This is a genomic window from Rhizobium sullae (assembly GCF_025200715.1).
In the GTDB taxonomy this organism is placed as follows: Bacteria; Pseudomonadota; Alphaproteobacteria; order Rhizobiales; family Rhizobiaceae; genus Rhizobium; species Rhizobium sullae.
In genome coordinates this window covers 2677963-2702952 of the sequence record NZ_CP104144.1, presented here as the reverse complement: position 1 = coordinate 2702952, position 24990 = coordinate 2677963, and the positions used below count along the sequence as shown (strand labels likewise).

21 protein-coding genes and 2 pseudogenes are annotated in these 24990 nt (G+C 57.8%); 10 read left to right on the top strand and 13 right to left on the bottom strand.

The features are described from left to right. Positions 1-106: 106 nt before the first annotated feature. The gene (locus tag N2599_RS33825) at positions 107-394 is read left to right on the top strand and encodes a MurR/RpiR family transcriptional regulator (RefSeq protein WP_027511515.1); all 288 of its coding nucleotides are present in this window, start codon (positions 107-109) and stop codon (positions 392-394) included. On the opposite strand, the gene N2599_RS33820 is transcribed toward N2599_RS33825, so the two are convergent. The 5 genes and pseudogenes from N2599_RS33820 to N2599_RS33800 form a co-directional block, all read right to left on the bottom strand. After that, the gene (locus N2599_RS33820) at positions 391-687 is read right to left on the bottom strand and encodes a hypothetical protein (RefSeq protein ID WP_027511514.1); all 297 of its coding nucleotides are present in this window, start codon (positions 685-687) and stop codon (positions 391-393) included. The two genes, N2599_RS33825 and N2599_RS33820, sit on opposite strands and share 4 nt — an antisense overlap. A 90-nt stretch (positions 688-777) precedes the next feature. Then, positions 778-1593: an oxidoreductase gene (locus N2599_RS33815; RefSeq protein ID WP_027511513.1), complete on the bottom strand. Its 816-nt coding sequence runs from the start codon at positions 1591-1593 to the stop codon at positions 778-780. Between the two features lie 229 nt (positions 1594-1822). Beyond that, positions 1823-2006 (bottom strand): annotated as a pseudogene (locus N2599_RS33810) (cell division protein FtsZ); the annotation flags it as partial. A 61-nt stretch (positions 2007-2067) separates the two neighbouring features. Further along, positions 2068-3366 (bottom strand): beta-ketoacyl-ACP synthase II, encoded by a 1299-nt coding sequence (gene fabF, locus N2599_RS33805; protein WP_027511512.1) that lies wholly within the window; start codon positions 3364-3366, stop codon positions 2068-2070. Positions 3367-3558: 192 nt separating this feature from the next. Then, positions 3559-4146 (bottom strand): TetR/AcrR family transcriptional regulator, encoded by a 588-nt coding sequence (locus N2599_RS33800; protein WP_027511511.1) that lies wholly within the window; start codon positions 4144-4146, stop codon positions 3559-3561. A gap of 98 nt (positions 4147-4244) precedes the next feature. On the opposite strand from N2599_RS33800, the gene N2599_RS33795 reads away from it, so the two are divergent. The 3 genes from N2599_RS33795 (at position 4245) to N2599_RS33785 (ending at position 9220) form a co-directional block, all read left to right on the top strand. After that, positions 4245-5357, top strand: coding sequence for an efflux RND transporter periplasmic adaptor subunit (locus N2599_RS33795; protein WP_027511510.1), 1113 nt, complete (start codon positions 4245-4247; stop codon positions 5355-5357). Then, positions 5357-8467 (top strand): efflux RND transporter permease subunit, encoded by a 3111-nt coding sequence (locus N2599_RS33790; protein ID WP_027511509.1) that lies wholly within the window; start codon positions 5357-5359, stop codon positions 8465-8467. The genes N2599_RS33795 and N2599_RS33790 overlap by 1 nt, the downstream gene beginning before the upstream one ends. Before the next feature lie 141 nt (positions 8468-8608). Then, positions 8609-9220 carry a TetR/AcrR family transcriptional regulator gene (locus tag N2599_RS33785; protein WP_027511508.1) on the top strand — a complete coding sequence of 204 codons (612 nt, stop codon included), beginning with the start codon at positions 8609-8611 and terminating at the stop codon, positions 9218-9220. 178 nt (positions 9221-9398) lie between these two features. Here N2599_RS33785 and N2599_RS33780 read toward each other — a convergent pair whose 3' ends face one another. After that, positions 9399-11180 carry a membrane protein gene (locus N2599_RS33780; RefSeq protein ID WP_027511507.1) on the bottom strand — a complete coding sequence of 594 codons (1782 nt, stop codon included), beginning with the start codon at positions 11178-11180 and terminating at the stop codon, positions 9399-9401. Positions 11181-12165: 985 nt separating this feature from the next. Next, entirely contained in the window at positions 12166-12327 is a 162-nt protein-coding gene (locus N2599_RS33775) for a hypothetical protein (RefSeq protein WP_156915310.1), read from the bottom strand. On the opposite strand from N2599_RS33775, the gene cax reads away from it, so the two are divergent. Continuing rightward, complete coding sequence (gene cax / locus N2599_RS33770; protein ID WP_027511506.1) at positions 12328-13422, top strand: calcium/proton exchanger; 1095 nt, start codon at positions 12328-12330, stop codon at positions 13420-13422. Between the two features lie 214 nt (positions 13423-13636). Next, positions 13637-13948 carry a potassium channel family protein gene (locus N2599_RS33765; protein WP_179213857.1) on the top strand — a complete coding sequence of 104 codons (312 nt, stop codon included), beginning with the start codon at positions 13637-13639 and terminating at the stop codon, positions 13946-13948. Positions 13949-14393: 445 nt separating this feature from the next. Here N2599_RS33765 and N2599_RS33760 read toward each other — a convergent pair whose 3' ends face one another. The 4 genes and pseudogenes from N2599_RS33760 to N2599_RS33745 all read right to left on the bottom strand — a co-directional run. Then, positions 14394-15551 (bottom strand): AI-2E family transporter, encoded by a 1158-nt coding sequence (locus tag N2599_RS33760; RefSeq protein ID WP_027511504.1) that lies wholly within the window; start codon positions 15549-15551, stop codon positions 14394-14396. A 40-nt stretch (positions 15552-15591) separates the two neighbouring features. Continuing rightward, positions 15592-16428, bottom strand: a complete 837-nt coding sequence (gene ppk2 / locus N2599_RS33755; protein WP_027511503.1) for a polyphosphate kinase 2 — start codon at positions 16426-16428, stop codon at positions 15592-15594. Between the two features lie 32 nt (positions 16429-16460). Then, positions 16461-18149 carry a SulP family inorganic anion transporter gene (locus N2599_RS33750; RefSeq protein ID WP_027511502.1) on the bottom strand — a complete coding sequence of 563 codons (1689 nt, stop codon included), beginning with the start codon at positions 18147-18149 and terminating at the stop codon, positions 16461-16463. 127 nt (positions 18150-18276) lie between these two features. Continuing rightward, positions 18277-18465: pseudogene (locus N2599_RS33745) on the bottom strand (DUF3302 domain-containing protein); the annotation flags it as partial. 326 nt (positions 18466-18791) lie between these two features. On the opposite strand from N2599_RS33745, the gene N2599_RS33740 reads away from it, so the two are divergent. From N2599_RS33740 to N2599_RS33730, 3 genes are read left to right on the top strand one after another with little or no spacing between them, the layout of a single operon-like run. After that, on the top strand, positions 18792-19106 hold the full coding sequence (locus N2599_RS33740; protein ID WP_027511501.1) for a hypothetical protein: 315 nt from the start codon (positions 18792-18794) through the stop codon (positions 19104-19106). 47 nt (positions 19107-19153) lie between these two features. Beyond that, positions 19154-20587 (top strand): DUF3300 domain-containing protein, encoded by a 1434-nt coding sequence (locus N2599_RS33735; RefSeq protein ID WP_027511500.1) that lies wholly within the window; start codon positions 19154-19156, stop codon positions 20585-20587. A gap of 33 nt (positions 20588-20620) precedes the next feature. After that, positions 20621-21556, top strand: a complete 936-nt coding sequence (locus N2599_RS33730; RefSeq protein ID WP_027511499.1) for a DUF2950 family protein — start codon at positions 20621-20623, stop codon at positions 21554-21556. Here N2599_RS33730 and N2599_RS33725 read toward each other — a convergent pair. Both N2599_RS33725 and N2599_RS33720 read right to left on the bottom strand, forming a co-directional pair. Beyond that, positions 21519-22055 (bottom strand): CYTH domain-containing protein, encoded by a 537-nt coding sequence (locus tag N2599_RS33725; protein WP_027511498.1) that lies wholly within the window; start codon positions 22053-22055, stop codon positions 21519-21521. The two genes, N2599_RS33730 and N2599_RS33725, sit on opposite strands and share 38 nt — an antisense overlap. A gap of 52 nt (positions 22056-22107) precedes the next feature. After that, positions 22108-22572 (bottom strand): hypothetical protein, encoded by a 465-nt coding sequence (locus N2599_RS33720; RefSeq protein WP_027511497.1) that lies wholly within the window; start codon positions 22570-22572, stop codon positions 22108-22110. A 755-nt stretch (positions 22573-23327) separates the two neighbouring features. Here N2599_RS33720 and N2599_RS33715 point away from each other — a divergent pair. Then, a complete protein-coding gene (locus tag N2599_RS33715) occupies positions 23328-24965 on the top strand; it encodes a TIGR04028 family ABC transporter substrate-binding protein (protein ID WP_027511496.1) in 1638 nt (545 codons plus the stop codon). The last annotated feature ends 25 nt before the right edge of the window (positions 24966-24990 follow it).

The following is a 24990-nucleotide window of genomic DNA, read 5'->3' as shown; positions in this document are numbered from 1 at the left end:
CCGCTTTCGCATTGCCGCATCGCTACGGGGTGAAGCGACATCTTTGCACTGCTGTCTGCGCCGCGATCTGGAGACGGATCGACAGCGCATTGGGGGATAAAGCGCAATGTTACAGGATCGGGATCATCGTCCTCCCGCGACGCTGCAGGAACTGAAGTACCAGATCGCCAAGCGGCAAATTGTCTTTCCCGATCGTCTGGAACAGGTTGCGAGGCTAATCATAGAGCGCCCGGAAATGGCTGCTTTCGAAAGTGCTGCGACAATCGCGCGCAATTGCAAGGTTTCTCAGACGACGGTTCACCGACTTGCACAGCGCATTGGGTTTCAAACGTTCGGCGAGTTTCGCGCGATGATAAGAAATCATCTTCGCAAGACCGCCGCAAATCACCGCTAGAGAAACAGCGCGTTGTCGGCTGTTGTCATCAGGATGACTTTGGGGGCGGAACAAGACTGTTCAGGCCGCGCAATCCATGACACCGTCGCCATGGCCAGGATGGCCCGGATTACCTCCTGCAGGCGCAAATCAGGATCAAGTCCGAGTCCGGCTTCACGATGCCAGATGTAGCCGAACGGCACGGACAGGCGCAGTTCGCCACGCCGCGCGCCGCCCTGCCAACGGCCGCTCGCGGCAAGCTTTCGAGCCAAATGGGCGCCAATATTTCCCGCGCCGCTGAGACCGATTCTCATGAGATGTCCTTTCGCCAAACGCTTCATTCTCTGAAATGGGCTCAAAGCGCCTGCCTCATCGAGCGGAACAGGGTATCGTCGATGTCGATGTCAGACCGGCAGCCCGAGCATCTTTCGCAGGCTCTTGTCGAATACGGATGCGGGGACGAAACGGCGCAGAAGAGTAACCTGGCGTGCCATTTTTCCCGCCGCATAGCGCCTCTTGGGAGCGGGATCGGTCGCAGCAGCCAAAACGGCCTTGGCTACCACGTCGGGCGCGTCGCCTTTTTCCATCGCTTTCCGCACGACTACATTCATGCCAGCGCGTGCGGAGTCATAGGTATCAAGCAACTGATCCGGCTTAGCGAGATTGTCCTCGAATGATGTACGGGTATAGGCAGGCTCCACTAATGAAACGCGAATGCCGAACGGGCGCAATTCGTGATCGAGCGATTCGGAATAACCCTCGATGGCATGTTTAGTTGACGAGTAAAGCGCGAAATAGGGAGCGGGGATGAATCCCTGTACCGAACTCAAATTAACGATTCTGCCCTTCCCTTGGCGTCGCATTGCCGGCAATACCGCATTAGTCACACGGAAAACGCCGAAGACGTTCACGTCGAACAGCGACTTGGCCTGGGATATCGAGGACTCTTCCGCGCCACCAAGCAGACCCATGCCAGCATTATTGACAAGCAGATCGATGCGCCCGGCCTCGGCCAGCACGTCATGAACCAGTTTCGCGACGGACGCGTCGTCGGTCACGTCGCAAGTCAGCATGGTAACGCCGTCGCTCCTCTGGCCGACGGCACGACGGCTGGTTCCGAATACGCGAAAACCCGCGTTCTGCAGGGCCTTGGCCGCTGCGTGCCCGATGCCGGTGGATGCCCCCGTCACCAGCGCGACGCCAATATTGGTCTTGTTCATGGAAATCACTTCTTTCTTTGTGTTGGATTGCGTTTCGAGAATATCGGCCGGCCTGTGGCCGTAGGTCTGGTGTCAGGAAAATAGGAACGGTTGGAGGCAGTCTTTCGATCACCGGCCCGTCCGGTGCTCGCACCGGTCAGTTCATTCGTCCTCCTCAAGGCCCGATGCCGTCAAAGCCTCGCTCCCGAAAGAGCGGCTTTGCCGCTGATCAGGGTTTCGCGATTTTCCGTGAACTGACTGCGACAAGCCGCGACGTCTTTGACATGGAAAGAGCTTGTGCATCGGTGTTTGCAGCGATGAATTCTGCGCGATCATGTTGTTCACAGCGTTTCCACACAGCCGCCGACGACAATGACAGTGATCTTTGGCTTCAGCTCAACGATGTTTTGCGGAGTAACCATTGTTGGGTTCATAGCGAGTCGACCTCCTTAGCAGCGGCATAGTTTGACATTCTTGTGGGCGCGAGAATTCGCATCAGCTAACAGAGGGTGAGCGGCCAGGGCCTCCTTCTTCCCAGCGTCGGAATAGTGCGCTGGCATTGACCCCGCCAAAGCCGAAGCCATTCGATATTGCGTATTTCATCTCTACTCGCCGCGCGTCGTTGGCGACGAAATCGATACCGACGGCTTCCGGATCCGGAGCATTCAGGTTCAAGGTCGGTGGTGCGATCTGGTTGCTGAGCGCCAGAATCGTGAAGATGGCTTCCAGCCCTCCGGCCGCGCCGAGCAGGTGTCCCGTTGCTGATTTCGTCCCGCTGACAGCGACCGTATTGTCGGAACCGAAAACACTCTTGATGGCCCTGATTTCACTGAGATCTCCGACCGGCGTCGAGGTGGCGTGCGCGTTCAGATGACCAATTTCGCGCGGGGCTATTCCAGCTTGCGCAATGGCGATCTCCATGGCTCTGCGCGCACCATTGCCGTCTTCGGGACCGGAAGTAATGTGATGGGCGTCGGCTGTGGTGCCGTATCCAACGAGTTCGGCAATCGGGGTGGCGCCGCGGGCAAGCGCATGGCTCAGGGCTTCGATGACAAGAATGCCGGCTCCCTCGCCCATGACGAAACCATCACGCATCATGTCAAAGGGGCGCGATGCCCGGCTCGGCGTTTCGTTGAAGCCCGTCGAAAGAGACCGAGCTGCGGCAAAACCACCAAGGCTGACGATATTCATGCATGCTTCTGTTCCGCCGCATACCGCGATATCAGCCTCGTTTGCACGGATAAGTCTGGCTGCATCGCCGATCGCCTGAACGCCGGCCGCGCACGCTGTCACAGGTGCGCCAATGGGACCTTTGAAGCCGAAACGGATCGAAGCTTGCCCCGCTGCGAGGTTGACGAGAAACGACGGCACGGTGAAGGGCGAAAGACGACGTACACCGCGTTGATCGACGGTGCGAACCGCTTCGGTTATCGCTGGAAATCCTCCGATGCCCGAAGCGATAATCGTCGCGGTACGCAGCCGGTCATCACTGGAAATTGGCTTCCACCTCGCCTGGGTGAGTGCCTCGTCAGCGGCCGCCAGTGCAAAGAGGATAAATCGATCGACCTTGCGTTGATCCTTCGGAGCCAAGACAGTATCCGGATCGAAGCCCCCTTCGGGGTCTTCAACGATTGAAGGGACCACCCCGCCTATTTTGGACGGGAGATCTCCGACGACATCTTCCCCCAGTCGCCGAATGCCGCTCTGACCCGCGAGGAGGCGCGACCACGAGATACCGACGTTCGCTCCAAGAGGACTTACAGCTCCCATTCCTGTAACAACGATACGACGCATACGTTTTCCACCTGTCTTGTCATTAATATTACGCACGACATTGAGCTTTCTGACCTGTGATACGGCTAGTGCCGGTTCTCGACATATGCAGTTTTCTCAGGTTCACGAAGAGCGTTCTTCGCCCGCACATTCGGGCGGTCTATCCTCTTGTTGGCCAAGGACCGCCGCTAGATAAACGAACCGGCTGCGCCATCAGGCGACATCTTCACCGGTTGCAATACGCCTGACTTCCCCGGCGGCTACGTCGAGGAACCCTTGCGACAAATTCTCGTCCTCCATGATGCGGGAGAGCGTGACGGCACCCACCATGAGAGACAGTATCGCCATTGCCTTAGTTTTGGGATCCGAGCTCCTGGGGTCGTCCATCAATTCATCCAGGACCTGGAGATGGGCTTTAATTCCATCTTCAAACGGACGCCTTACTTCCTCACTTTGACGCGCCGCGTCAGATCCTAGCGCTACGAGAGGGCAACCGTCTGCCTTTTCCCCACGATGGCCCATTGAAAGATAGAACGACACAACGGCCTCCAGGGGATCGGAGCTTGTCGCTGCAGCTGTCGACCATCTGCGTGTGGCGCTTTCCATCGCTCGCCTGGATGCTTGGGCAGCAAGATCGTCCTTGGACGAGAACTGCTTATAGAATGCGCCCTGCGTCAGGCCGGCGCCCTTCATCAGGTCCTTCAGGCCGATCCCATCGAAGCCGTGCTCTCGAAATAGGCGGCTTGCGACGTTGATCACAGTTTCCCGATTTTCCTCAGCTTGTGCGCGGCTCACTCTCATGTCGATCTCCAATTAGATTTCACTTGACATCTATAACGCAAATAGCGTTTGATCGCAATCTAATTCATCCGGTTCGCTGGTCAAGAAGAGAACGTAAAATGAAACGCAAACATGTCCTGACTTTTCTGGGTCTGGTAGGAGCGGCGGCGGCCGCTGCTTTTTTCCTCGTTTTCGAAACGACTGAACGGAAAGCCGAAGCCGCAGATCCGAGGACCGTTCCACCGCTGGTAAAGGTGGCCGAGGCGGAGAAGACTGAAACAGCGGAGCGGTCCTTTACCGGCACGGTCGCTTCGCGAGTACAGAGCAACCTCGGGTTTCGTGTTGCCGGCAAAATCGTGCAGCGGCTGGTCGATGTGGGTCAACAGGTGAGACAAGGCCAGGCCCTGATGCGCATCGATGAAACAGATCTCCACCTCGCGCTTACGGCAAAGCGCAATACGGTCATTGCAGCACGCGCCGTCCTCATCCAGGCAGAAGCAGATGAGAAGCGCTATGCGGCGTTGGTGAAAAATGGATTGGCCGCCACGCCACAAAGATATGAACAAGCGAAAGCAGCCCTCGACACGGCCTCGGCTCAGCTTGCCGCGGCTGAAGCTGACGCTAAGGTCGCAGAAAATGAAGCCACCTATACCGTTCTTTTTGCAGACTCGGATGGAACCGTCGTCGATACGCTTGGAGATCCCGGACAGGTCGTGACTGCAGGCCAGACGGTCGTTCAACTCGCACAGGCAGGGCCGCGAGAAGCCGTTGTTTGGCTACCTGAGACTTTGCGACCCGACATAGGATCGGAAGCGGGGGCCAGTGTCTACGGAGGCAACGATCTCAGCGGAAAAGCCCGCCTGCGACAGATTTCCGATGCTGCCGATCCGCAAACACGCACTTACGAGGCGCGCTACGTTCTCGATGGCGCCGCCGCCTCAGCCCCACTCGGCTCGACGGTGACGATTAAAATCCCGGACGCGGACAGGCAGTCGGAGGTCGCCGTTCCGGTAGGTGCCATCCTGAACGACGGTAGCCGGACAGGTCTGTGGGTTGTCAACAACGCCACGTCCACTGTGAAGTTCACTCCAGTCGAAATCAAACGGATCGGCGAGGAGACGGCATTTGTCACCGGCATTGGAATCGGTGAGCAGGTTGTCGCTCTGGGCGCGCATCTTCTGGAAAACGGCGCGGCTGTCAGGATTGCCTCGCAGCAAGAGGTGACAAAGTGATGAGCTTCAATCTCTCAGCCATCGCGGTTCGCGAACGCGCCATTACCTTATTCTTTATCGTTCTGTTGGCTGCCGCCGGAGCTTATGCATTCGTCAAGCTAGGACGCGCCGAGGATCCCTCCTTCACCATCAAGACCCTGACGGTCACTTCAGTTTGGCCGGGTGCCACTGCGCGTGAAATGCAGGACCTTGTCGCCGAACCTCTCGAAAAGCGCATCCAGGAACTGACTTATTATGACCGTGTCGAGACAACGACACGGCCAGGCTACGCCTTTCTAACCGTTACGTTAAAGGATAGTACGCCACCCGGTGCGGTCGAGGAAGAGTTCTACCAGGCTCGCAAAAAGCTTGGCGATGAGGCTCGAAATCTCCCTCCAGGCGTCATTGGTCCCTTTGTTAATGATGAATACTCCGACGTGAGCTTCGGCCTGTACGCGCTGAAGGCGAAGGGGATGCCGATGCGAGACCTTGTGCGGCAGGCGGAGGTCATCCGTCAGGATCTCCTGCATGTTCCGGGCGTCAAGAAAATCAACATCCTCGGGGAGCGCCCCGAACAGATCTTCGTCGAATTTTCCTATGCCAAGCTCGCGACACTTGGGATATCGGCCCAGGATATCGCCGCAGCTTTGCAAAGACAGAACACAGTCACGCCAGCCGGCTCGATCGACACGCGTGGGCCGCAGGTCTTCATCCGTTTCGACGGAGCCTATAAAAGCGTGCAGGCGATTGCCGATACGCCGATCGTGGCGGCTGGACGGACGTTGAAGCTCTCCGATTTAGCGGATGTGCGGCGCGGGTATGAAGATCCGGCGACTTACATCATCCGCCATGAGGGCGAGCCGACAATCATGCTGGGTGCCGTGATGCAACAAAGCTGGAATGGTCTTGATCTCGGCAAGGCACTTGAAGCGCGGTCCGTTACGATCGCCCAGACACTGCCGCTGGGCATGACGCTCACCAAAGTCAGCGATCAGGCCGTCAACATCGACGAGGCGGTCGGCGAATTCATGCTCAAGTTCGCGATGGCGCTTGGCGTCGTGCTGTTCGTAAGCCTAATCGCTCTGGGCTGGCGCGTTGGCATTGTTGTGGCGCTTGCTGTGCCGCTGACGCTCGCCGTCGTCTTCCTCATTATGCTGGAAACCGGCCGGTTCTTCGATCGTATTACGCTCGGCGCGTTAATCCTTGCGCTGGGCCTTCTCGTAGACGACGCCATCATCGCCATTGAGGTGATGGTGGTGAAGATGGAGGAGGGCATGGACCGCGTCAAGGCGGCCGCTTATGCCTGGAGCCATACGGCGGCGCCAATGCTGTCCGGCACCCTCGTCACAATCATCGGGCTGATGCCCGTGGGCTTTGCAAGATCGACTGCAGGTGAATACGCCGGCAACATTTTCTGGGTCGTGGGCTTCGCGCTGATCGTTTCGTGGTTTGTTGCAGTGATCTTTACGCCGTACCTCGGCGTCAAGATGCTGCCTGACATCAAGCCGGTCGAAGGTGGACATCACGCGATCTATGATACTCCAAACTACCGTCGCCTGCGCTCCCTCATCGAGTTCGCGGTTCGCCATAAATTTGTGACCTGCGCCGTGGTGGGCATCACGATGGCTGTTTCGGTCGTCGGGATGGGAAGCGTAAAGCAGCAGTTCTTCCCGACATCGGATCGGCCCGAGGTGCTGGTCGAAGTTCGAATGCCCGAGGGTACGAGCATCGAAACCACGACAGCCGCAGTGGAGAAAGTCGAAGGCTGGTTGCAAACGCAGCCGGAGGTAAAAATCGTCACCAGCTATGTGGGGCAGGGGGCGCCTCGCTTCTTCTTCGCCATGGCGCCTGAATTGCCTGACCCTGCCTTCGCCAAGGTGGTGGTGCTCACTCCGGATGCGCATGCGCGCGAGGCTTTGAAGCACCGCCTTCGAGCCGCCGTTTCGGACGGGCTTGTTCCTGAGGCATCCGTGCGCGTAACGCAGCTTGTATTTGGGCCCTACACGCCGTTTCCGGTCGAGTTTCGGATCATGGGACCGGATCCGGATGAGCTCTACAAGATTTCTGAACAGGCCCTGACAATTATGAAAGCTGTGCCTGATGTCCGACAGGCTAACCGGGATTGGGGCAACCGAACCCCGGTGCTGCGGTTTGTCCCCGATCAGGGTCGGCTCAATCTGATCGGTCTTTCACCCGCTGAGGCAGCCCAGCAGATGCAGTTACTGCTCAGCGGCATCCCTGTCACCCAGGTGCGCGACAACATCCGTAACGTGCCCGTTGTCGCACGTAGCGCAGGTGACAACCGGCTTGATCCTTCAAGGCTGGGCGATTTCTCGCTCATGAGCAGGGATGGCCGTCAGGTTCCACTCGATCAGATCGGGCATTCCGAGATCCGGTTTGAGGAACCAATCCTGAAACGTCGCGATCGAACGCCGGTTATCACGATACGAGCCGACATCAACGAGGCGACGCAACCCCCGGAGGTCTCACAGCAAGTCATGAAGGCACTTCAGCCACTCATCGCATCGCTCCCTGTTGGATATCGCATCGAGATGGGTGGAAACATCGAGGAATCGCTCAAGGCCAATGTCGCACTCGTCCAGGTCTTCCCCCTTATGATTGCAGCCATGTTGATCGTCATCATCCTCCAGGTGCGCAGCCTGTCAACGATGACCATGGTCATGTTGACCGCACCCCTCGGACTTGCCGGGGTGGTCCCGACGTTGCTTCTGTTCAATCAGCCCTTCGGCTTCAACGCCATCCTCGGCTTGATAGGATTGGCGGGTATCCTCATGCGCAACACCCTGATCCTGACAGAGCAAATCAAGGAAAATCAAGCTGCCGGTCTTGACGACTATCACGCCGTCATCGAAGCGACTGTGCAGCGGACACGCCCTGTCATCCTGACCGCGCTTGCAGCGGTCCTGGCCTTCATACCGTTGACCCATTCGGTGTTCTGGGGATCGATGGCCTATACACTGATTGGCGGAACGGCGGCGGGCACAGTGATGATCTTGCTCTTCCTTCCGGCACTGTACGCTGTGTGGTTCCGGATCAAGCCAACGAACGAAGACAGCCACGGGGAGACGATTGAAGGACTGGAACCACCGGCAGCAATGGCCGCCGAATAGGGGCCTTCGTGTGCAGGACAATCCTCCGGTTTTTCAGTGGCCGCTTCCGTGCCAACCGGCACGCGTCAGGGAAGCGGGTCGCCGGCAAAAATCGGAGACGTCTAGGAACGCCAGTTGGTTAGACTTCGCGCTGGAGATGTCATGAGGCGCCGTACCCCTATGGAGATTGACGTCGACCTCTCGCGGGCGCGCATTCTGGATGTGGCGGAAGAGCACTTTCGCCGCATTGGTTACCAAAAGACGTCGATGGCCGACATTGCATCCTGCCTCGGAATGAGCAGCGCCAATATCTACCGTTTTTTTCCCTCAAGGGCGGCAATCAACAGGTCGATCTGTGGCCGCTTCTTCGCGGAAACTGCTCAGTTCGCAGATTCGATCGCACGGATGCAGGTGCCGGCTCAGGAGAAGCTCGTAAGTCTTTTGAATATCCTCCACCAGAAAAGGAGAACGACGTTCATCCAAGAGAAACCGGTCCACGATCTGATCGTCGCCGCAACGGAGGATAACTGGGCGATCATCAGAACCCACAGAGACCAGCTCGTGGCGATCATCGGGACGATGGTAGAAGAGGGGATCGAAGCAGGCGAGTTTAGTGTTGATGATGCCGCGCAAGCCGCCCGAAGTGTGATGAACGCGTTCACGCCGTTCTACCACCCCGTTCTCGTCGAGCAGCGCGTCCGAAACGGCGAAGATACAGAAGAAGGTCTGCATGAGCAGATCCGCTTCATTCTGAAAGCTCTCGGCGGGTTCTGATTAGCATTGTCCGCCTATCCGCCCGTATCGGCACGCGCCGTACCCCGGCGCGACTGAAGAGACTTCGACAGCTGCAGGCTCAGCAAACCGCAACGGATGCCGCTTCAGCACAGTCCTGGACGGGCGATGACCTATGTCGTCGACGGAAATATCCTTCATCTGCACGTCCGGCTGGTCTTTACTCTGTTTGGGTGGACTCAATGGCGATGCCCAAGGCTCGCAGTCCGCTGAAGAATTTGTCCTGATCTTCCGGCCGTTGCAGGCGAAGGGAGACTTCCCGGCGGATGTTGTTCATCAACTCGGGCGCGTTGGCGTTGAGCCAATCCTGTTCCTGCTTGGCGTCGGTCGTCTTTCCTTCCGCGCCAAGGATCGACAGGAGCACGAGGCGATGCATGGGATTATACTGCAAATCGGACATGCGGGACCACAGTTCCGCAGCCTGAACGTCGTTCCTCATGATGGCGCATAATGCCATGCCAACTTCGTAATACCCCTCAGGGCTGGCGTTCTTGTTGATCGCGCTGGAAACCAGCTCGCAGCCTGATTCCCACTTTCCGGACATTGCTAGCCGCAAGCCGTACTCACCGGCGACTTCCGTGTCGTTGGGGTTGATGGCATAGGCCGCCGCGCCGGTCTGCAAAGCTTTTTCGATGTCATCCCTGAAGAAGCTCACCAGCATAAGGGCCTGGAGGACGCGCGCATTATTGGGAGCAAGCGCTGCCGCGCGCTCTGCGGCACTGGCGGCGAGTTCGAGCGGGTGGACTGTGGACGATGTGCCGAGCTTATAGCGAAATCTCATCTCATCCAGATAGGTAAGAGACAGAAGTGCCCACGACGTGGCACTCTTGGGAAACCGCTGCGTCGCTCGTTGCAGGCAATCGCGTGCGGTGTCGTGACTCTGAGCGTTCATCGATCGGCGATAGCTGTAATAGGCCAGGGTGCAGGCGTAGGCGTCCCAACCTCCGTTCTGCGGCTGCCGGGCGATTGTTTCGGTGTCAGCCCGGAAAATGGCACCATATGGCTGAGCAACGGCGCTCGCGATCTGCTCTGCGACGTCGGCCTGAATCGCGAGTTTGCTCTGAGCACGAAGATCCGCATCATAGTTGTTGGCCCATATGACGGCGCCATCCGATTGACGCATCAATCGAGCGACGGCACGCAGCCTTTCGCCGTCTAGTTGAATACTGCCTTGCAGCGCGTAGCCAGCAGTACCTGCACGATCGGCCTTGGATGGATCCGCGATCACGACGATGTCATCGAACTTTGCGAGTTGACCAATAACTTCATCCCTCAGGCCATGCGCGATGTCGAAAGTTGTATCCACGGGCCGACCTTCCTCGAACGCTTCAACGACAACCTTTGGCCCGGATGCTTCCGTTGGCGATGTCCCGGAGAGGGCTTCGCCCGAGGCAGAAGGTTCAGGAGCGGGGAAGATGTAGAGAGAACCTGCGGCGATCACCAGAATGGTCCCGAGAATGAGCGCGATCAGTAATTTCGAGCGGTCAGGTCTGGGAAATAGACGTTCATGGTTGACGGATCCGACGTCTTTCAGAGCATCGGGGCTTAGCGCCGGCGATGCCGGCACTTCCGGGTGATGAGTGTATTCGAAATGCGGCACATATCCGCCCTTGGGCACGGTGATCGCTACCGGGTCGGTCTGTCCAGCGACGAGATAATAACGTTCGAGATCCCTTCGAATTCGCCCAGCTTCGATCCTGACGACGGGATCATTCTGTGCGTCAAATGAAACCTCTCGACCGAAGACATCATTTGCAATCGTAAAGGCCTTCAAGAACTCCGATCGTCCTGCCAACGTCTCGCTTACGATGAATTTCAGGAACCTTCGGCCTCGCTCCGTCGAATGAAATTCCCCGCTTGAAAAGACCCGTTCAAGTTGCTGGCAGACTTCTTCTGCCGTTGGTCCAGGGCTGCTGAAACGGTTGACCTCTGCGCTGTTCATGATCGCCCCCCAAGCAGGATCATGCCCATTATTTAAGGCATTTCTAACTTATAGTATCTTAGAGCTATGAGTGGTAGCAAAAATTGAATTTGATCCGCCCGATGAAGGTAGGCTGCGGGTTCGGGACGAGGCCGTCATATTCGTGAGCGGATATACGATCCCATACAAGGTTATGACCATCCGCCTGAGTTCCGCTAGATTGCGTGTGCTCCCATCTTGGCCATCACATTTGTTGAGGTGCCTTTCGCGCCTTCCTCTTTGACAATCGTCAAAAACGTCGGAAGCGTCTCTCCGCTCTTTGTCATCGCTATTCCGGCGCGCACCGAGCCGTGATAGGCCCAACGTCCTTTCAGTCGTACGCACCGCTTGCCAGACGAAACCGATCTCACGGCCGATCAACTCGTCCTCGTCATAACAAATAACCAAACAACGCGCTGCCGTCCTGTTGCAGGTCGAGATTCTATAGCCGCCGTTGAGGAAGAACATAGCGTCCGGCATGAGGTCATAGACTTCTCACAGTCGCACTCAAAAAGGCGGATCCGCGCCTGGCTAAAAGCGGCATCTCCGTCTCAAACGACATCAATGATCCATCGCCCCGGAGTTCAATTGCCGGTCCCCGTTGACCCTCTATGACATTATCATCTTTGGACGTATGATCAGTGCATCGCGTAACATCTTTTGGAGATAGCATCGTGCCGACACCGAGCGCCGGCGCCCAAGGTGGGATACTCCTTCGCGGATTGGATCGGTCTTGTTTCCGTTGATCCGGCTCAATGACGCCGCCTCATTGTTCGGCTAATCTAGAAGTGAAGGGATGCATCATCTTCCGAGGGTGTAGGCGCGATCAGGAAGTTGGCCCCGGTTGTTGGAACTGCGGTTGCTGCTGCGATAGCTCAGGAGTGTCGCAAGGAACACCGAGGGATGAATTGGTTTGAAAACTTGCCGAAAGCTGTGCGGACATTTCATACCAACCGATTTTCGGTCGTCAGGTACCCTGGTAGTGCAGAGCAGGTCGAGGCAATCCGAGCTTCAGCTCGATCGGACAAGTGGCATTGAGCGCGCGCTGGAAGAGGTCATCGCTTTCCGCAATCACTGCATTGGCGGGACGAAGACCCATCCGGCTGGGTGACCGAACGGGAGTGCGCAATTGAACCTCCTTTTGAAAGAGATTCGCGACAGCCCAATGCTATGGTTACTGGCCGCTGTGCCGGTGGTGTTCGCTGCTGCGATACTCGTCCCCGAAGCTCACACGGCGCTCTTCATCCTGTCGGTGCTCGCCATTGTGCCGCTGGCTGGGTTGCTAAGTCACGCTACCGAATCCGTTGCCGCCAAGACGGGTGACGCCGCCGGCGGGCTGCTCAATGCCACCTTGGGAAATCTAACCGAACTGGTCATCGCGCTGGCTGCCCTGCGCGCCGGGGAGTACACGTTGGTGAAGGCATCCATCGCCGGCGCGATCGTCACCAACACGCTGTTCATGTTGGGGGCGTCGTTTCTGCTTGGCGGGCTCAAATATCACTTCCAGGAGTTCAACCGAGCCAGCGCACGTCTTCAATCGGGCCTGCTTTTTTTGGCCACAATCGCCCTGCTGATGCCTTCGGCGGTTGCCGGAGCGGACTCGACATCAGCTGCTGCAGCAGCCCAAAAACTCAGCCTTGGCTTGGCCGTTCTGCTCATGGCCGGATACGGACTGGGCCTGCTGTTCACGCTCAGGACGCATCGTGAGATTTTCGCCGGAGCGGATCATACCCAAACGGGCGAAGTGCCGTGGCCGATCGGCCTGGCCCTGGCCACACTTGCCGGTGTCACCGTGCTCGTGGCGCTGGTGAGCGAGATTTTCGTCGAGTCCGTGCAAAAGGCAGCCCAAGCGTTCGGAATGACCCCTGCCTTTGTCGGTTTCATCGTCGTCGCACTGGTTGGCGGCGCCGCCGAAATGGCCTCGGCGTTTTCCGCTGCACGCAAGAACCGACTCGACTTGAGCGTGGGTATCGCACTGGGGAGCGCTTCCCAGATCGCGTTGTTCGTCGCACCCGTCCTGGTCTTGTTGAGTTACCTGATCGGCCCGTCGCCGATGGACCTGCAGTTCTGGCCGGGTGCTGTCGTGATGGTGCTCCTTGCGACCGTCACCGCGATGTTCGTCACCAACAGCGGGCGGTCGGCATGGTTTGTCGGCGTATTGGCGTTGATGGTTTATATGATCTTCGCCATGACGCTGTATGTCTTGCCCCCGGCGATGCGGTGAAACCGATCTGCGATAAAGTCTCGCGTCCCAGGGGCAAGGGCCATCACTTGCAGTAAGGAGGAGCGGACCGGATGCATGAGCGCCTGTTGGCGGTTGGATAAGGATCCCGAGATGTTTCCAGTCTCACCCTTCACGGCTCTCCTGACGATGAACCTCAGAAAGGTCGAAAGTCGTGCCGACAGAAACAGGCAGCGAGCCGCGCCTCCCGAAGCAAATGAGGCGCTTATTCTTCATCGCGCTCGTCCAGCAGCTTCGTGTGATCTGGCCAATCCTGTCCGGAATCATTTCGGTAATGGTTGGATCCGGGCTTGCAATTTGGCGCATAGAGAATTGGCGGATCGATGAAGCCCTCTACTTTACCTTCGTAACAGGACTCACCATCGGCTATGGCGACTTTACGCCCAAACATGTCGCGGCGCGGGTGCTGGCATTGGTGATCGGTTTTGCGGGAATTGTGCTGACTGGCATCGTTGCAGCTGTCACGGTGAAGGCTTTGAACGCGACCGACCGGGACAGCGCGGAATAGAGACATCAGCGGGAAATTTGGGACGCCTTGGGGACGATCTCTCTTGTATATCGGACTTCCGCCGGGCTTGTTCGGGGAATATGGGCGAATCGCTCACCATTCTTTGCGGCAGTTCCTGATCATCGGGACAGAGGGCCGCCTTGGCCTAACAGGGCTCATAGCGTTGCCACTTACGGCGTCATCGACGGATTGATCCAAGCGAGAACAATTGATGATCAATGTTATCAATTAAAAGCACATCGCACTGCCTCCCGGCGGCCATGTAATTCTTATACAGGTGATCCGGCCGAACGTCCCATTGTGAAAATTTATTGATGCAGACCTCAGATGGAACGATCTGTCGTTCCAACGATTTCGTATCATTTGCAAGAACAAGCACTTGGGAGTGGAAGATAGTTCCCTTGGAGGATAGAAATATTTCGTCTTCCGATGAGATGACACGAGTTTATTGTGTCTTCGTACGACCCGGCTCGCTGGTCACGCTTATGTCCCGGGCACTTCTCGGTCCGCTTGATGCCTCTGAGGGCCAGACCCAGGCTCTCAGCAGTTCATAGAAGACGCTGAGAACGACCGGCCCCAAAAACAGCCCCAGCAGGCCGTATGACAGGGTGCCCCCTATCACGCCAATCAGTACTACCGGCATTGGGGTCGAGAGGCCTCTCGCCATCAAGATCGGCTTCAATATGTTGTCGACGATCATGATGGGGACCGCCACGACGGTAAAGGCAAATGCGATCAAAGCCGGCCAGGAGAGCCACGCCCAAACGACAACGGGCATGAGTACGAGCGCAGGCCCAAGCTGCATCACGCAGAGGACAAACACCAGAAAAGTTAAGGCTCCGCTTGCCGGAACGCCAAAGAAGGCAAAGCACAGCCCGCATAACAGCGCCTGCAGGAAGGCGACGCCTATGACCCCCCGTGAGACATTTCGCACGGTCGTTCCGGCCAGACGCGCAAAGCCGACGCCCTTGTCGCCAGCGATCCGGCTTGCAAGTATCTGTATTGCCACAGCCAGGCGCGCCGACATGGTGAGAAAGATGCCGGAGAGAATGATCGAGGCGATGAAGCTCAACACGCCGCCGCCGATCGAAGCAAACTTTGTGATAACGACGCCCATGACCTCACGAATTGGCGCTTGAAACTTTATGATGGTCGACGCCAGATTGCTTGCGAGCTGGTTCCATGCGCCATAGATTCGTTCACCGACAATCGGCCATTCGCGAATGGTTGTCGGCGCTGCTGGCAACGCAAAGTTTTCGGTTCGCAATTTTCCGACGAGCGCCTGTAACGCGTCGACAAAGTTGACGGCAACGAGTGCCAGGGGTGCGATAATCAAAACGAGACAGGCCACGACAATGACAGTCGCGGCAATCACGGGCCTGTTTCCGAACAGCCTCGAAAGTGCCTCGAACATGGGAAAGAGCGCCACCGCAAGGATGGCTGACCAGACGGTGATCAGCGCGAAAGGAGCGATGAGAAGCAGGGTCCAATAGGCAAAGAGCCCGATGATGCCCAGTCTGACGAGGTCGCTTACTCTTGCCTCTATTGAAATTTGCCTCGCTTCGGCGCCTTGCGCCGTCGCATCTGTTGCTGACTGATCCATCGTCGCATCCCATCCTCGGCCGTCCCAGCCGACGCCATTTTCACGAGGTCGTGTCGGGCACGACGTGCCGAATGCTGTGATCCTCGATGAAGCCTGACGGGCGCTTCTGACGCTTTCCAAGGTCGGGCGCGTCGAACTTCACGCGCTCATAGGGAATGGATTGCAGGATGTGCGAGATGCAGTTCACCCGCGCGCGCTCCTTGTCGTCGGACGGGACAATCCACCATGGCGCGTGGTTGCTGTCGGTCATCCGCAACATCTCGTCATAAGCGCGGGTGTAGTCCCACCAGCGCTGGTAGGATTCGACATCCATCGGGCTGAGTTTCCACTGCCTGACCGGGTCATCGATGCGGCGCTTGAAGCGACGGTCTTGTTCCTCCTCGCTGACGGTCAGGAAATACTTCAGCAGAATGACGCCGCTTTCCACGATTGCGGCCTCGAAGCGGGGTGCCAGTTCAAGGAAGCGCTGGGCCTTCTTCTCGCTGGTAAAGCCCATCACACGGTCAACTCCCGCTCGGTTGTACCAACTGCGGTCGAAGATCACGATCTCGCCCGCCGCAGGCAAGTGCGCAATGTACCGCTGCATAAAGATCTGCGACTTTTCACGATCGGTGGGAGCGGGCAAGGCGATGACGCGAAAGACGCGTGGGCTGACCTTCTCCGTTATCCGCTTGATCATGCCGCCCTTCCCGGCGGCGTCACGCCCTTCGAATATAATGACGATCCTAGCGCCCGATTTCTTTACCCATGCCTGCAGATGCGCCAGTTCGACCTGCAGCCGTTTGATCTCCTTGTTGTAGTTCCACAATTTCCGATTCTTGTTCTTTCCTTTGCGTTCGGTTGGTGTCTCTTGCTGCGGCTCATATACTTCGTTCATCGCTTCCTCCATTGTCTTCATGTCACCCACATTCACTGCCGTGCGGAATTGCCTATGAGCGTCCGCAGCGCTTCTTCTCTGCCATTGAAAAGGTTGTGAGCGCCGATCGCCTTGATGACGCCGGCACGGTCGAGAATGCCCCTGCTTTCCTCGCTCAGGTCGGCAATCGCGAAGATGATGTCCCGCTTCGCAAGGTCCCCGGCCACCGTGTCGAGCGCTGCAGCGCCGGTGCTGTCGATATGCGTTATGGCGCTGGCATCGAGAACAAGGCACCTGGTTCCGGCGGCGAGCTCTTTCGCAACCTGAATCAGCCTCATGCGCACATAATCGGCGTTGTAGAATAGGATGCTGCCCTGGATCGCGAAGACTGCCGCGCCTTCGACCGGACGAGCTTCCGGGAAGCGGGCGAGGTCGAAGAAACCGTGCCGTCCTTCGATGTGGCCAAGAAGGCCGTCGCGCGGAAACATCGTTTTGCGCAACAAATAGACGAGGGTTGCCGCAACGGCGACGATCACACCGTTGAGAACGCCGAAACTGATTGCGCCCCACATGGCGATCAGCGCAAAGACGAATTCCATGCGGCTGATGCGCCAGATCTTCTTGAGTTCGTGAACGTCGATGAGGCTGATGGCCGCCGTTGCAAGTATGGCGGCGAGCGCAGGGATAGGAAGTATCCGCAGGGCGCTATGAAGAAAAACAAGTGCTGCAATCAGCGTGGCGGCCGAAACCAGCCCTGCGGCTTGTGAGACGCCACCTGTCGACAGATTGATGGCGGTTCGGGAATCCGACACGCTGACCGGAAAGGAGCCGAAGAGTCCCGGCGCGATGTTGGAAGCGCCAAGGCCGATCAGCTCCTGATTTGCATCAACCTCTTCGCCGGTGCGCGACCCAAAGCTTCGCGCAGCTACGATCCCGGCGCCAAAGCTCACGAGAAAGATCGCAGCCGAACCAAGTACGATCTTGTCGAGAGGCATCGTGTAAAGTGCCGGCAAGGAGAGCGTCGGCAACCCGCTCGGGATGTCGCCTACGACGGCGATGCCGTGCCGTTGGAAGTCGAAGAGCGCCGAGAGTATGACGGAGATCACGACGACGAGAACAGGGCCTGGGATTTTGAGGTTGATTGCCTTGATGATCCAAAGCAGTGCAAACATCGACAGGCCGAAGAGGAGCGACGGCCAATGGATGGAGGCGCTCTTTCCGAGGATCTCGACGAGTGGCGGAATCAGCCCATCCGACTCGATCTTCACCCCAGTGAAGCGACCGATCTGCCCGACGAGGATCGAGAGCGACACCCCTGCGAAGAACCCAACGAGGATCGGACGGGATAGAAAGCTTGCCAGGACTCCGAGCTTCAGCAGTCTCGCAGCGATGCAGAAGACACCGACGCCGAGGGCCAGGGCCGATGCGATGGCAACCCGATCGACGCCGGCGGCAGCGGGCTCGGCTGCGATGATGACGCCCATAGCAGCAGCAAGCACAGTCATAGTGGCGGCGTCGGGACCGACGACCAAGAGCCGGGAAGGACCGAAGATCGCGTAGGCGATCGGAGCAACGATGCTTGCATAAATTCCGGTTTCCGGCGGCAGACCGGCAATCGCCGGGTAGGCGATGGCGCTCGGCAAGCCGACCGCGGCAATCGACAGCCCGGCCGGAATATCACTGCGGAGCCAATCTCGATTGAAACCAGCCAAGCCCCGCAACAACGGAAGACTGCCTATCACTGCTTGCTCCTTATCACTTTGTCCTTGGATCCTGTTTCCCTCCGTCGCATCGACGACGATCGAAGGGACCGGCGTCTTACTTCAGTGTTCGAGAAACACGTAGTTCATCCAACTGCTCATGCGCAGAAAAAAGGAACGGCCAAATGGCATGGAGCGTGAAAAGGCTGACCCATCCCGCGACATGTATCGCGTCCTGATGAGGATGGCTTCGCGCCTTGGCCATCAGATGCGGAATGTCGTGGATCGCGATCACCGCGTAGAACAAGGTGACGACGACGAAGACCAGCACGCCCAAGGCAAAATAGTCGAGAAACACGGCCCCTCCTTTTCGGCTTGGCCCAGCCGAGCCGTTCGGTCGCTATCGACCGTCGACCATAAATATTAGACCCGCTTTGGTCCAAAGGCCCGTAGCATCGTGTAACCTCTATCGATGCGATCAAGGCGGATCGCTGCTGCAGGATGACCACGAATGGCCGCTGCGGCCGACTCGCTTAGGGGTGCGGGATTTGTTCAGCACGCCGAACCGGTTTTGCCCGTCGGGAAGCCTGGCCAACGTATAATCGCGTAAGTTACGCCTCCGCCCTCTGCAGCTAGTATATAGTGTGCCGATCTGCTTAACGCGCTTCGATGGCGGAGGCGGGGATGACTCTGGGAAACAGCAACTCGACCCATTTGTCGATTCTCGAGACGGCCGAGACACATTTCCCTGACCAAAAGAGGCTGGTGCAGCGGCTCTTTTATGTGAATGAAGCATTTCACAGCATGTGCGAGGACCTGGCTGCCGCAGAGGAGGCCTTGGCGCATGCCGAACACCTGCCGGACGGCCTGCGGGAAGCGCGGCGGCAAGAATATGCCGCCCTGGTCGATGCCCTTTTGTTGGAAATGAGAGAGGCGCTCGCCCAGTCGAAGATCGTGATGCTCAGGCGACCACCGAACACCAGACCAAACTCTCCGTGAGGCACGCATCATAGCAGCTGGTTTGATTGATAGGAGACCGATGCGCGATGAAAGCAATTTCCCGCAAACTGCTCGGCGGACTCTCCGCCCTCGCAATCATATCGCTGCATCCAGGCCCCCTGGCGTACTCGCAGGCACCAACACCGACACCAAAACCAAAACCCGCGTCCGCGCAGACTGTCGAGGCCGGGGCGGAAACCGACCTGCTTTCCGAGGACGAGCTCGAGGTGCTTGTGGCCCGCATCGCCCTTTATCCGGATGAGCTGGTCGCCGCGATCTCGGCGGCGTCGCTGTTTCCGCTAGAAGTCGTGGAGGCAGCCCGCTTCCTGGAGGCCAAAAAGAAGGACGTCGATCTCAAGCCGAAAGACGATTGGGATGGCAGCGTCATCTCGCTTTTGAATTATCCCGATATCGTCAAGATGATGAGCGACGATCTCGATTGGACGCAGTCGCTTGCCAGTGCACTCACCAATCAGCAAAAGGACGTGCTTATTGCCATTCAGCAGCTTCGCGACGAGGCGGTGGCAAAGGACATCATCAAGACGGACGATAAGGTGACTGTTTTCACGGAGAACGAAAATATCGTCATAAGGCCGACCAATCCGGAGAAGGTTTACATCCCGCAGTACCCCCCGGAAATGTTCTATGAACCGGGCTACGCGATCGAGCCGATCTCCTACTATCCCGATCCCTACGACAGCTACTACTATCCAGGCGCCGCATTCTTCGCTGGTGCGATAACCGGGGTCGCATGGGCCGCAATCGTTAACTGGGACGACTGGGGCGTGTGGGGCGGCGATTGGGGTGGTGACGTCGACATCGACTGCAACAACTGCTTCAACGATCGAGATTTCAATGGCAAGGTCAAGTGGAACGACGTCGACTGGACCAAAGTGGACCGAAGCAAGCTGAGTATCGGAAAGGATCAGATCGCCAATCTCGATCGTTCGGCGATCAAGTCCAGCCTCCAGTCCGACAACCGCAACCAGATCAAGAACAAGGTTAGCAACCGCCAGGGCAACATCGGGCCAGGCACCGGAGGTATCGGCGCCCGTGCTGACGACATCCGCAAGAGCACGGCAGAAGGCCTGAAGGCAAATCCGAGATCGCAGGCGGGAAATGTCGCCGCCAATCGACCAGGCGCATCCCGTCCGGATGCTCGTCCAGGTAATGCGGCCAATCGCCCGGCCACTGCTGCGAACCGTCCATCAAAACCGGCCGCCAAGGCCAGCAAGAAGCCAAGCGCAAAGAAGATGGCGGCGCGACCGGACAATCGTTCGCGTCAGCCAAGCGCGCTCGGCAACGTGCAGTCCGGCCGCCGCGAAGCGGTTGCTTCCAAGCGAGGAGGGCAGAGCATGGGAGGCGGGCATCGCGGTGCGCCCCGCGTTGCCAATCGTCCGCCTCCGAGGATGCAAGGCGGCGGCGGTCGCGGTGGCGGCGGGCGTGGCGGTGGTGGCCGCGGCGGCGGCGGCCGGCGGTAGGTTCCCAGCCTTTCAGATTACCGGAGACAAACCATGAGACTACAGTTGAGATTGATCCCGCTGCTGCTCGGAACGGCTCTCTCCGTGGCTTTCGCAGGCCCGTCCACGGCTCAGATGCAGACGAACCTTTCGGAGTTTGCGGCTGGAACCCCGCCATCGTTCGACGATCCATCGGCGGCGCTTCAGCGGTTCAAAACCGTGCTGAGCGACGACGATCTCGACGGTTTGGCAAAGCTCCTTGGCTTGGATGTTGCCAAGCTGCGGTCCAGCAATGAGGCGATGACCAGCTATGGTATCATCCGCGAAGGCGCTGCGCGGCAGTTGCGTCTTCAGGCTCTGGGAGATCGCCAGATCGTTCAGGTGGGAGATGTTTTGTGGCCGTTGCCCTTCCCCCTGTCGCAGGACAAGGATGGCAAGTGGGCATTCGATACTCAGGTCGGGTTACAGGAAATCGTCAACCGCCGCATCGGCGCGAATGAACTAGCAACGATCCAGACCATGCACGACTATGTCATAGCCCAGGGGGAATATGCATCCGAGGATCGCGACGGGGATGGCATTTACGAATATGCCCAGAGGTTGATCAGCAACCCCGGCAAGGCCGACGGTCTGTACTGGGATCCGAGCGTGTATGGTGCAGAAAGCCCGGCCAGTGCTCTGGTCGAGACGGCCGCCTTCGATAGAGCCAAGCGAGGCGAGGGTTACTTTGGATATCGCTATCGCATCCTGACGGGACAAGGGGACAATGTGCTCGGCGGAAAACAAAGCTATATCGTCAACGGCCACATGACCACGGGCTTTGCGTTGCTTGCCTGGCCGGTCAAATATCGGGTGACCGGCGTGCAGACATTTATCATCAATGGGGTGAGCATCATCTATCAGCGCGACCTGGGGCCGCGGACGGAAGAGCGGGCCGCGGCGATCGAAGACTTCAATCCCGACTCCAACTGGACGATCGTGCGTGATTAGTTCCGATGCCCGTAGCCGCGTGCGTGAGTGCGGGGCTGACGAACGAATGGGTGGCCATCGTGCGGTTGGAGAATCGCTTGTCGCCTGTAACCTCCCGTCCGAGCCACCGGGGCAGGACGGGCTTGTCGTCCTCGGTAGACATTTCGATCTCCGCGATCGTCAGCCCCTGATAGGCGCCTCCGAAAACGTCGACCTCCCAGATTCTGCCCTTATGCGAAACGTCATATCGCCTCTTTTCGAGCACGCGTCCGTTCGCGTGGCGTAAAAGCTCCTGCGCTTCGGCAACAGGAATCTCGTATTCATATTCCTCTCTCTTGAGCCCACGCCTGCCAAATTTCACAGCCAGGCGAGCCGACAGGCCGTCGATAATGCGCACACGCACCGTATTTTTGCTCCCGTGCGAGAGATACGCCTGCTGGAAAGCATGCGAAGCGATGGCGTCAGCACGCCATGTGTTGTTTCGGACAAGAAACTTTCGCTCGATTTCGATCGTCTTCACGACCATCCTCCCGCCCTGCGAGCATCAACCGAGCGACGGCCTGCTCGGGTCATCATTCGACGGGCGGCTGCCAGGTCAGGAAGAAGCCGACGTCGCCGGGGATGCCTCCCGGGAAATTGATGATCACGGCTTTGAGGCCGTAGCCCCGGGGCTTTGCGACTTCTTGAAAGAGATCGTAAAACTCCTTTGCCTTGCCTTGCAGGGTGTTCTGCCAACCGGGCAGGTTGTTGTTGATGCCTCGACCGCTGTCCGTGCAGAGACTGGACGGGAAGCTGAAGATCATCGCCTCGTATTTCCCGTCTGCGGCGGCTTTCATCACCAGGCGCTTGATGATGGTGCGTTCATTTTCACTGATTTGCTTGCGGAAAAAGTCCTCCAAGAACTCGGCATGCTTCTTTGCTTCACGAGCCTTGATCTTTTCGTCGCGCTCCATCTCCAGAAGCTGAAGTTCGAGGGCCCGTTTGCGCAGCTCTTCGGCGCTGGTCATCGGCTGAGGGGTCGTCTCGCTTGCAGTCATCGCCATGTCCTCCGAAATTTGAGGAGATGATAGGACGATTGAAGGCGCTAAGGCAGTAAAATACGCCTCCCCCGGGGTAGTATACGGTATGTTACGCTTGGCTTTCGGATTGCTCACGTTGCGCCCGTTTAACAGCCACCGTATCGGCCTATCCGGGGAAAGCTTGTGGCGAAATCGGCCCTGAAAATCTTGACTCAAGGCGACGTTAACTCAAAACAATCAAGACCCCGGGGCGAGATCATCCCGGAATTCGGGGGGCGCAATCATCTCGGTACAAGGGGGCGGCTTCGTCGGAATCAGCAGTTGGAAGCACGTGCGTCTCGATCAGGAAACGGTGGGGCTGATCAAAGAATGCCGATGATGTTTAGATTTGGACGGGCCATAGAGTGAATCCGCTTTGTGTGGTCGCTAGCGATCGTTTTACGCGGCCAATTTCGGTATTTCGCGCTCGACCAATCGCAGGAATCGTTGGTTGCGTGCCCCCAACCAACAAAACTTAAGCCCGTCGATCAGCCGGCGGTTGGTAACAGCCGACTGTTACCGATCTCGCCAAGGCAGCCTGCAAGGAGGCGCTGCGAGCGATCGTAGGCAAAATTTGCGTGCCGATAGGGCGTCGCCGTTTGCCGGATATTGCCGGTTTTCGTTGCTGCGTGGTTCTTCATTTCATCTCGAATGCGCAAAATAGAACACTAATTCTATGGATTATTAGACAGAAGCCATATCCTTCAGCCATATTTCATCTGAGGGAGATAAACATGGGCATCACACATTTTGGAGCAGCGACTTTAATTGGGGCATTGTCGCTTGCGCTTTCTGCTTCTGCGGGTCTCGCGGAAGATGCGGCCAAACCGGTGAACGGCGGCACGCTGATCTATCTTGAGCAGCAGCCGCACACCAATCTTTATCCGCCGGCCGGAGGCTTTTATCCGAATGGTGGCGTGCTCAATCAGATTACTGATAAATTGACCTATCAGAATCCGAAGACGCTCGAGATCGAGCCCTGGATCGCGGAATCCTGGACGGTCAACGATAATGCGACGGAATATACCTTCAAGCTCCGCAAAGGCGTGACCTTCTCGGACGGGTCGCCGCTCGATGCAAATGCGGTTGCGAAGAACTACGACACCTTTGGTCTTGGCAATAAAGTGCTGAAGCAGCCGGTTTCGGAAGTCATCAACAATTACGACCATTCCGAAGTCATCGATCCGCTGACTGTAAAATTCTACTTCAAAAGACCGTCGCCGGGCTTTCTGCAGGGAACGTCGGTCATCGGCTCCGGCCTGGTTTCGCACAAGACGCTGACTCTTCCCTTCGAACAGCTCGGTGATGCAACCGAGATCATTGGCTCAGGCCCCTTTGTCGTCGAAAGCGAAACGCTCGGCAAGGAGATCTCGTTGAAGGCCCGCGAAGATTACAACTGGGGCCCCGCGAAGCTCGAACATCAAGGTCGCGCCTATCTTGATGGCATCAAATACGTCATTACCGGCGAGGACAGCGTGCGCATCGGCGCGCTGCTCTCTGGCCAGGCGGATTTCATCCGCCAAGTGCAGGCCTATGACGAAGAGCAGGTCGAAAGCCAGGGTTTCAAGATCTATGCGCCACCCACACGCGGCGTGAACAACAGCGTTGTCTTTCGCCCGGACAATCCGTTTGTCGCCGATCTGCGCGTCCGCCAGGCGCTACTGCACGGCACGAATACGCAAGAGATCGTCTCGACGCTCTTTTCTGCCAACTACCCGCAGGCAAAGTCGATCATCGCTTCGACGGCGCAGGGTTATGTCGATCTGTCCGCCAAGCTCGCCTACGATCCTGCGGAAGCAGCAAAACTGCTCGATGATGCCGGCTGGAAGGTCGGTGCCAATGGCGCGCGCGCAAAAGACGGCCAGCAGCTTGTCTTGACAGCCTATGAATCTCCGCCGCAGCCGCAGAACAAGGAAACGCTGCAACTGGTCGCGCAGCAATGGGCAAGACTTGGCGTGACGCTGAACGTCCTTGCAGGCGATGCCGGCAGCAAGACAGTCGATGATCTCGATCCGGAAAAGACGCCCGTTTCGCCGGCGATGGTCGGCCGCGCCGATCCCGACGTCATCAAGAGCCAATACTATCCGAAGAACCGCGACGTGCTTCGCCAGAAGGGCGGATTGAGCGACAAGGTGAAGTCGTTTGCCGACGGCAAGCTGAACGGTTTGCTTGAGCAGCTTTCTTCCGAACCTGATCGTGCCAAGCGCCTCGCGATCGCCGGCGAGGTTCAGACTTACGTGATCGACCAGGCCTATGCCATCCCGATCTTCGAAGAGCCGCAGGCCTTTGCCGGTGCACCTTATGTGCAGGGCATTACGTTCGAGGCGGTCGGCCGCCCGAGCTTCTACAGCGCCTGGCTTGCGGAGCACTGATGAGTTCGCAGCCCGGTAAGGCGCC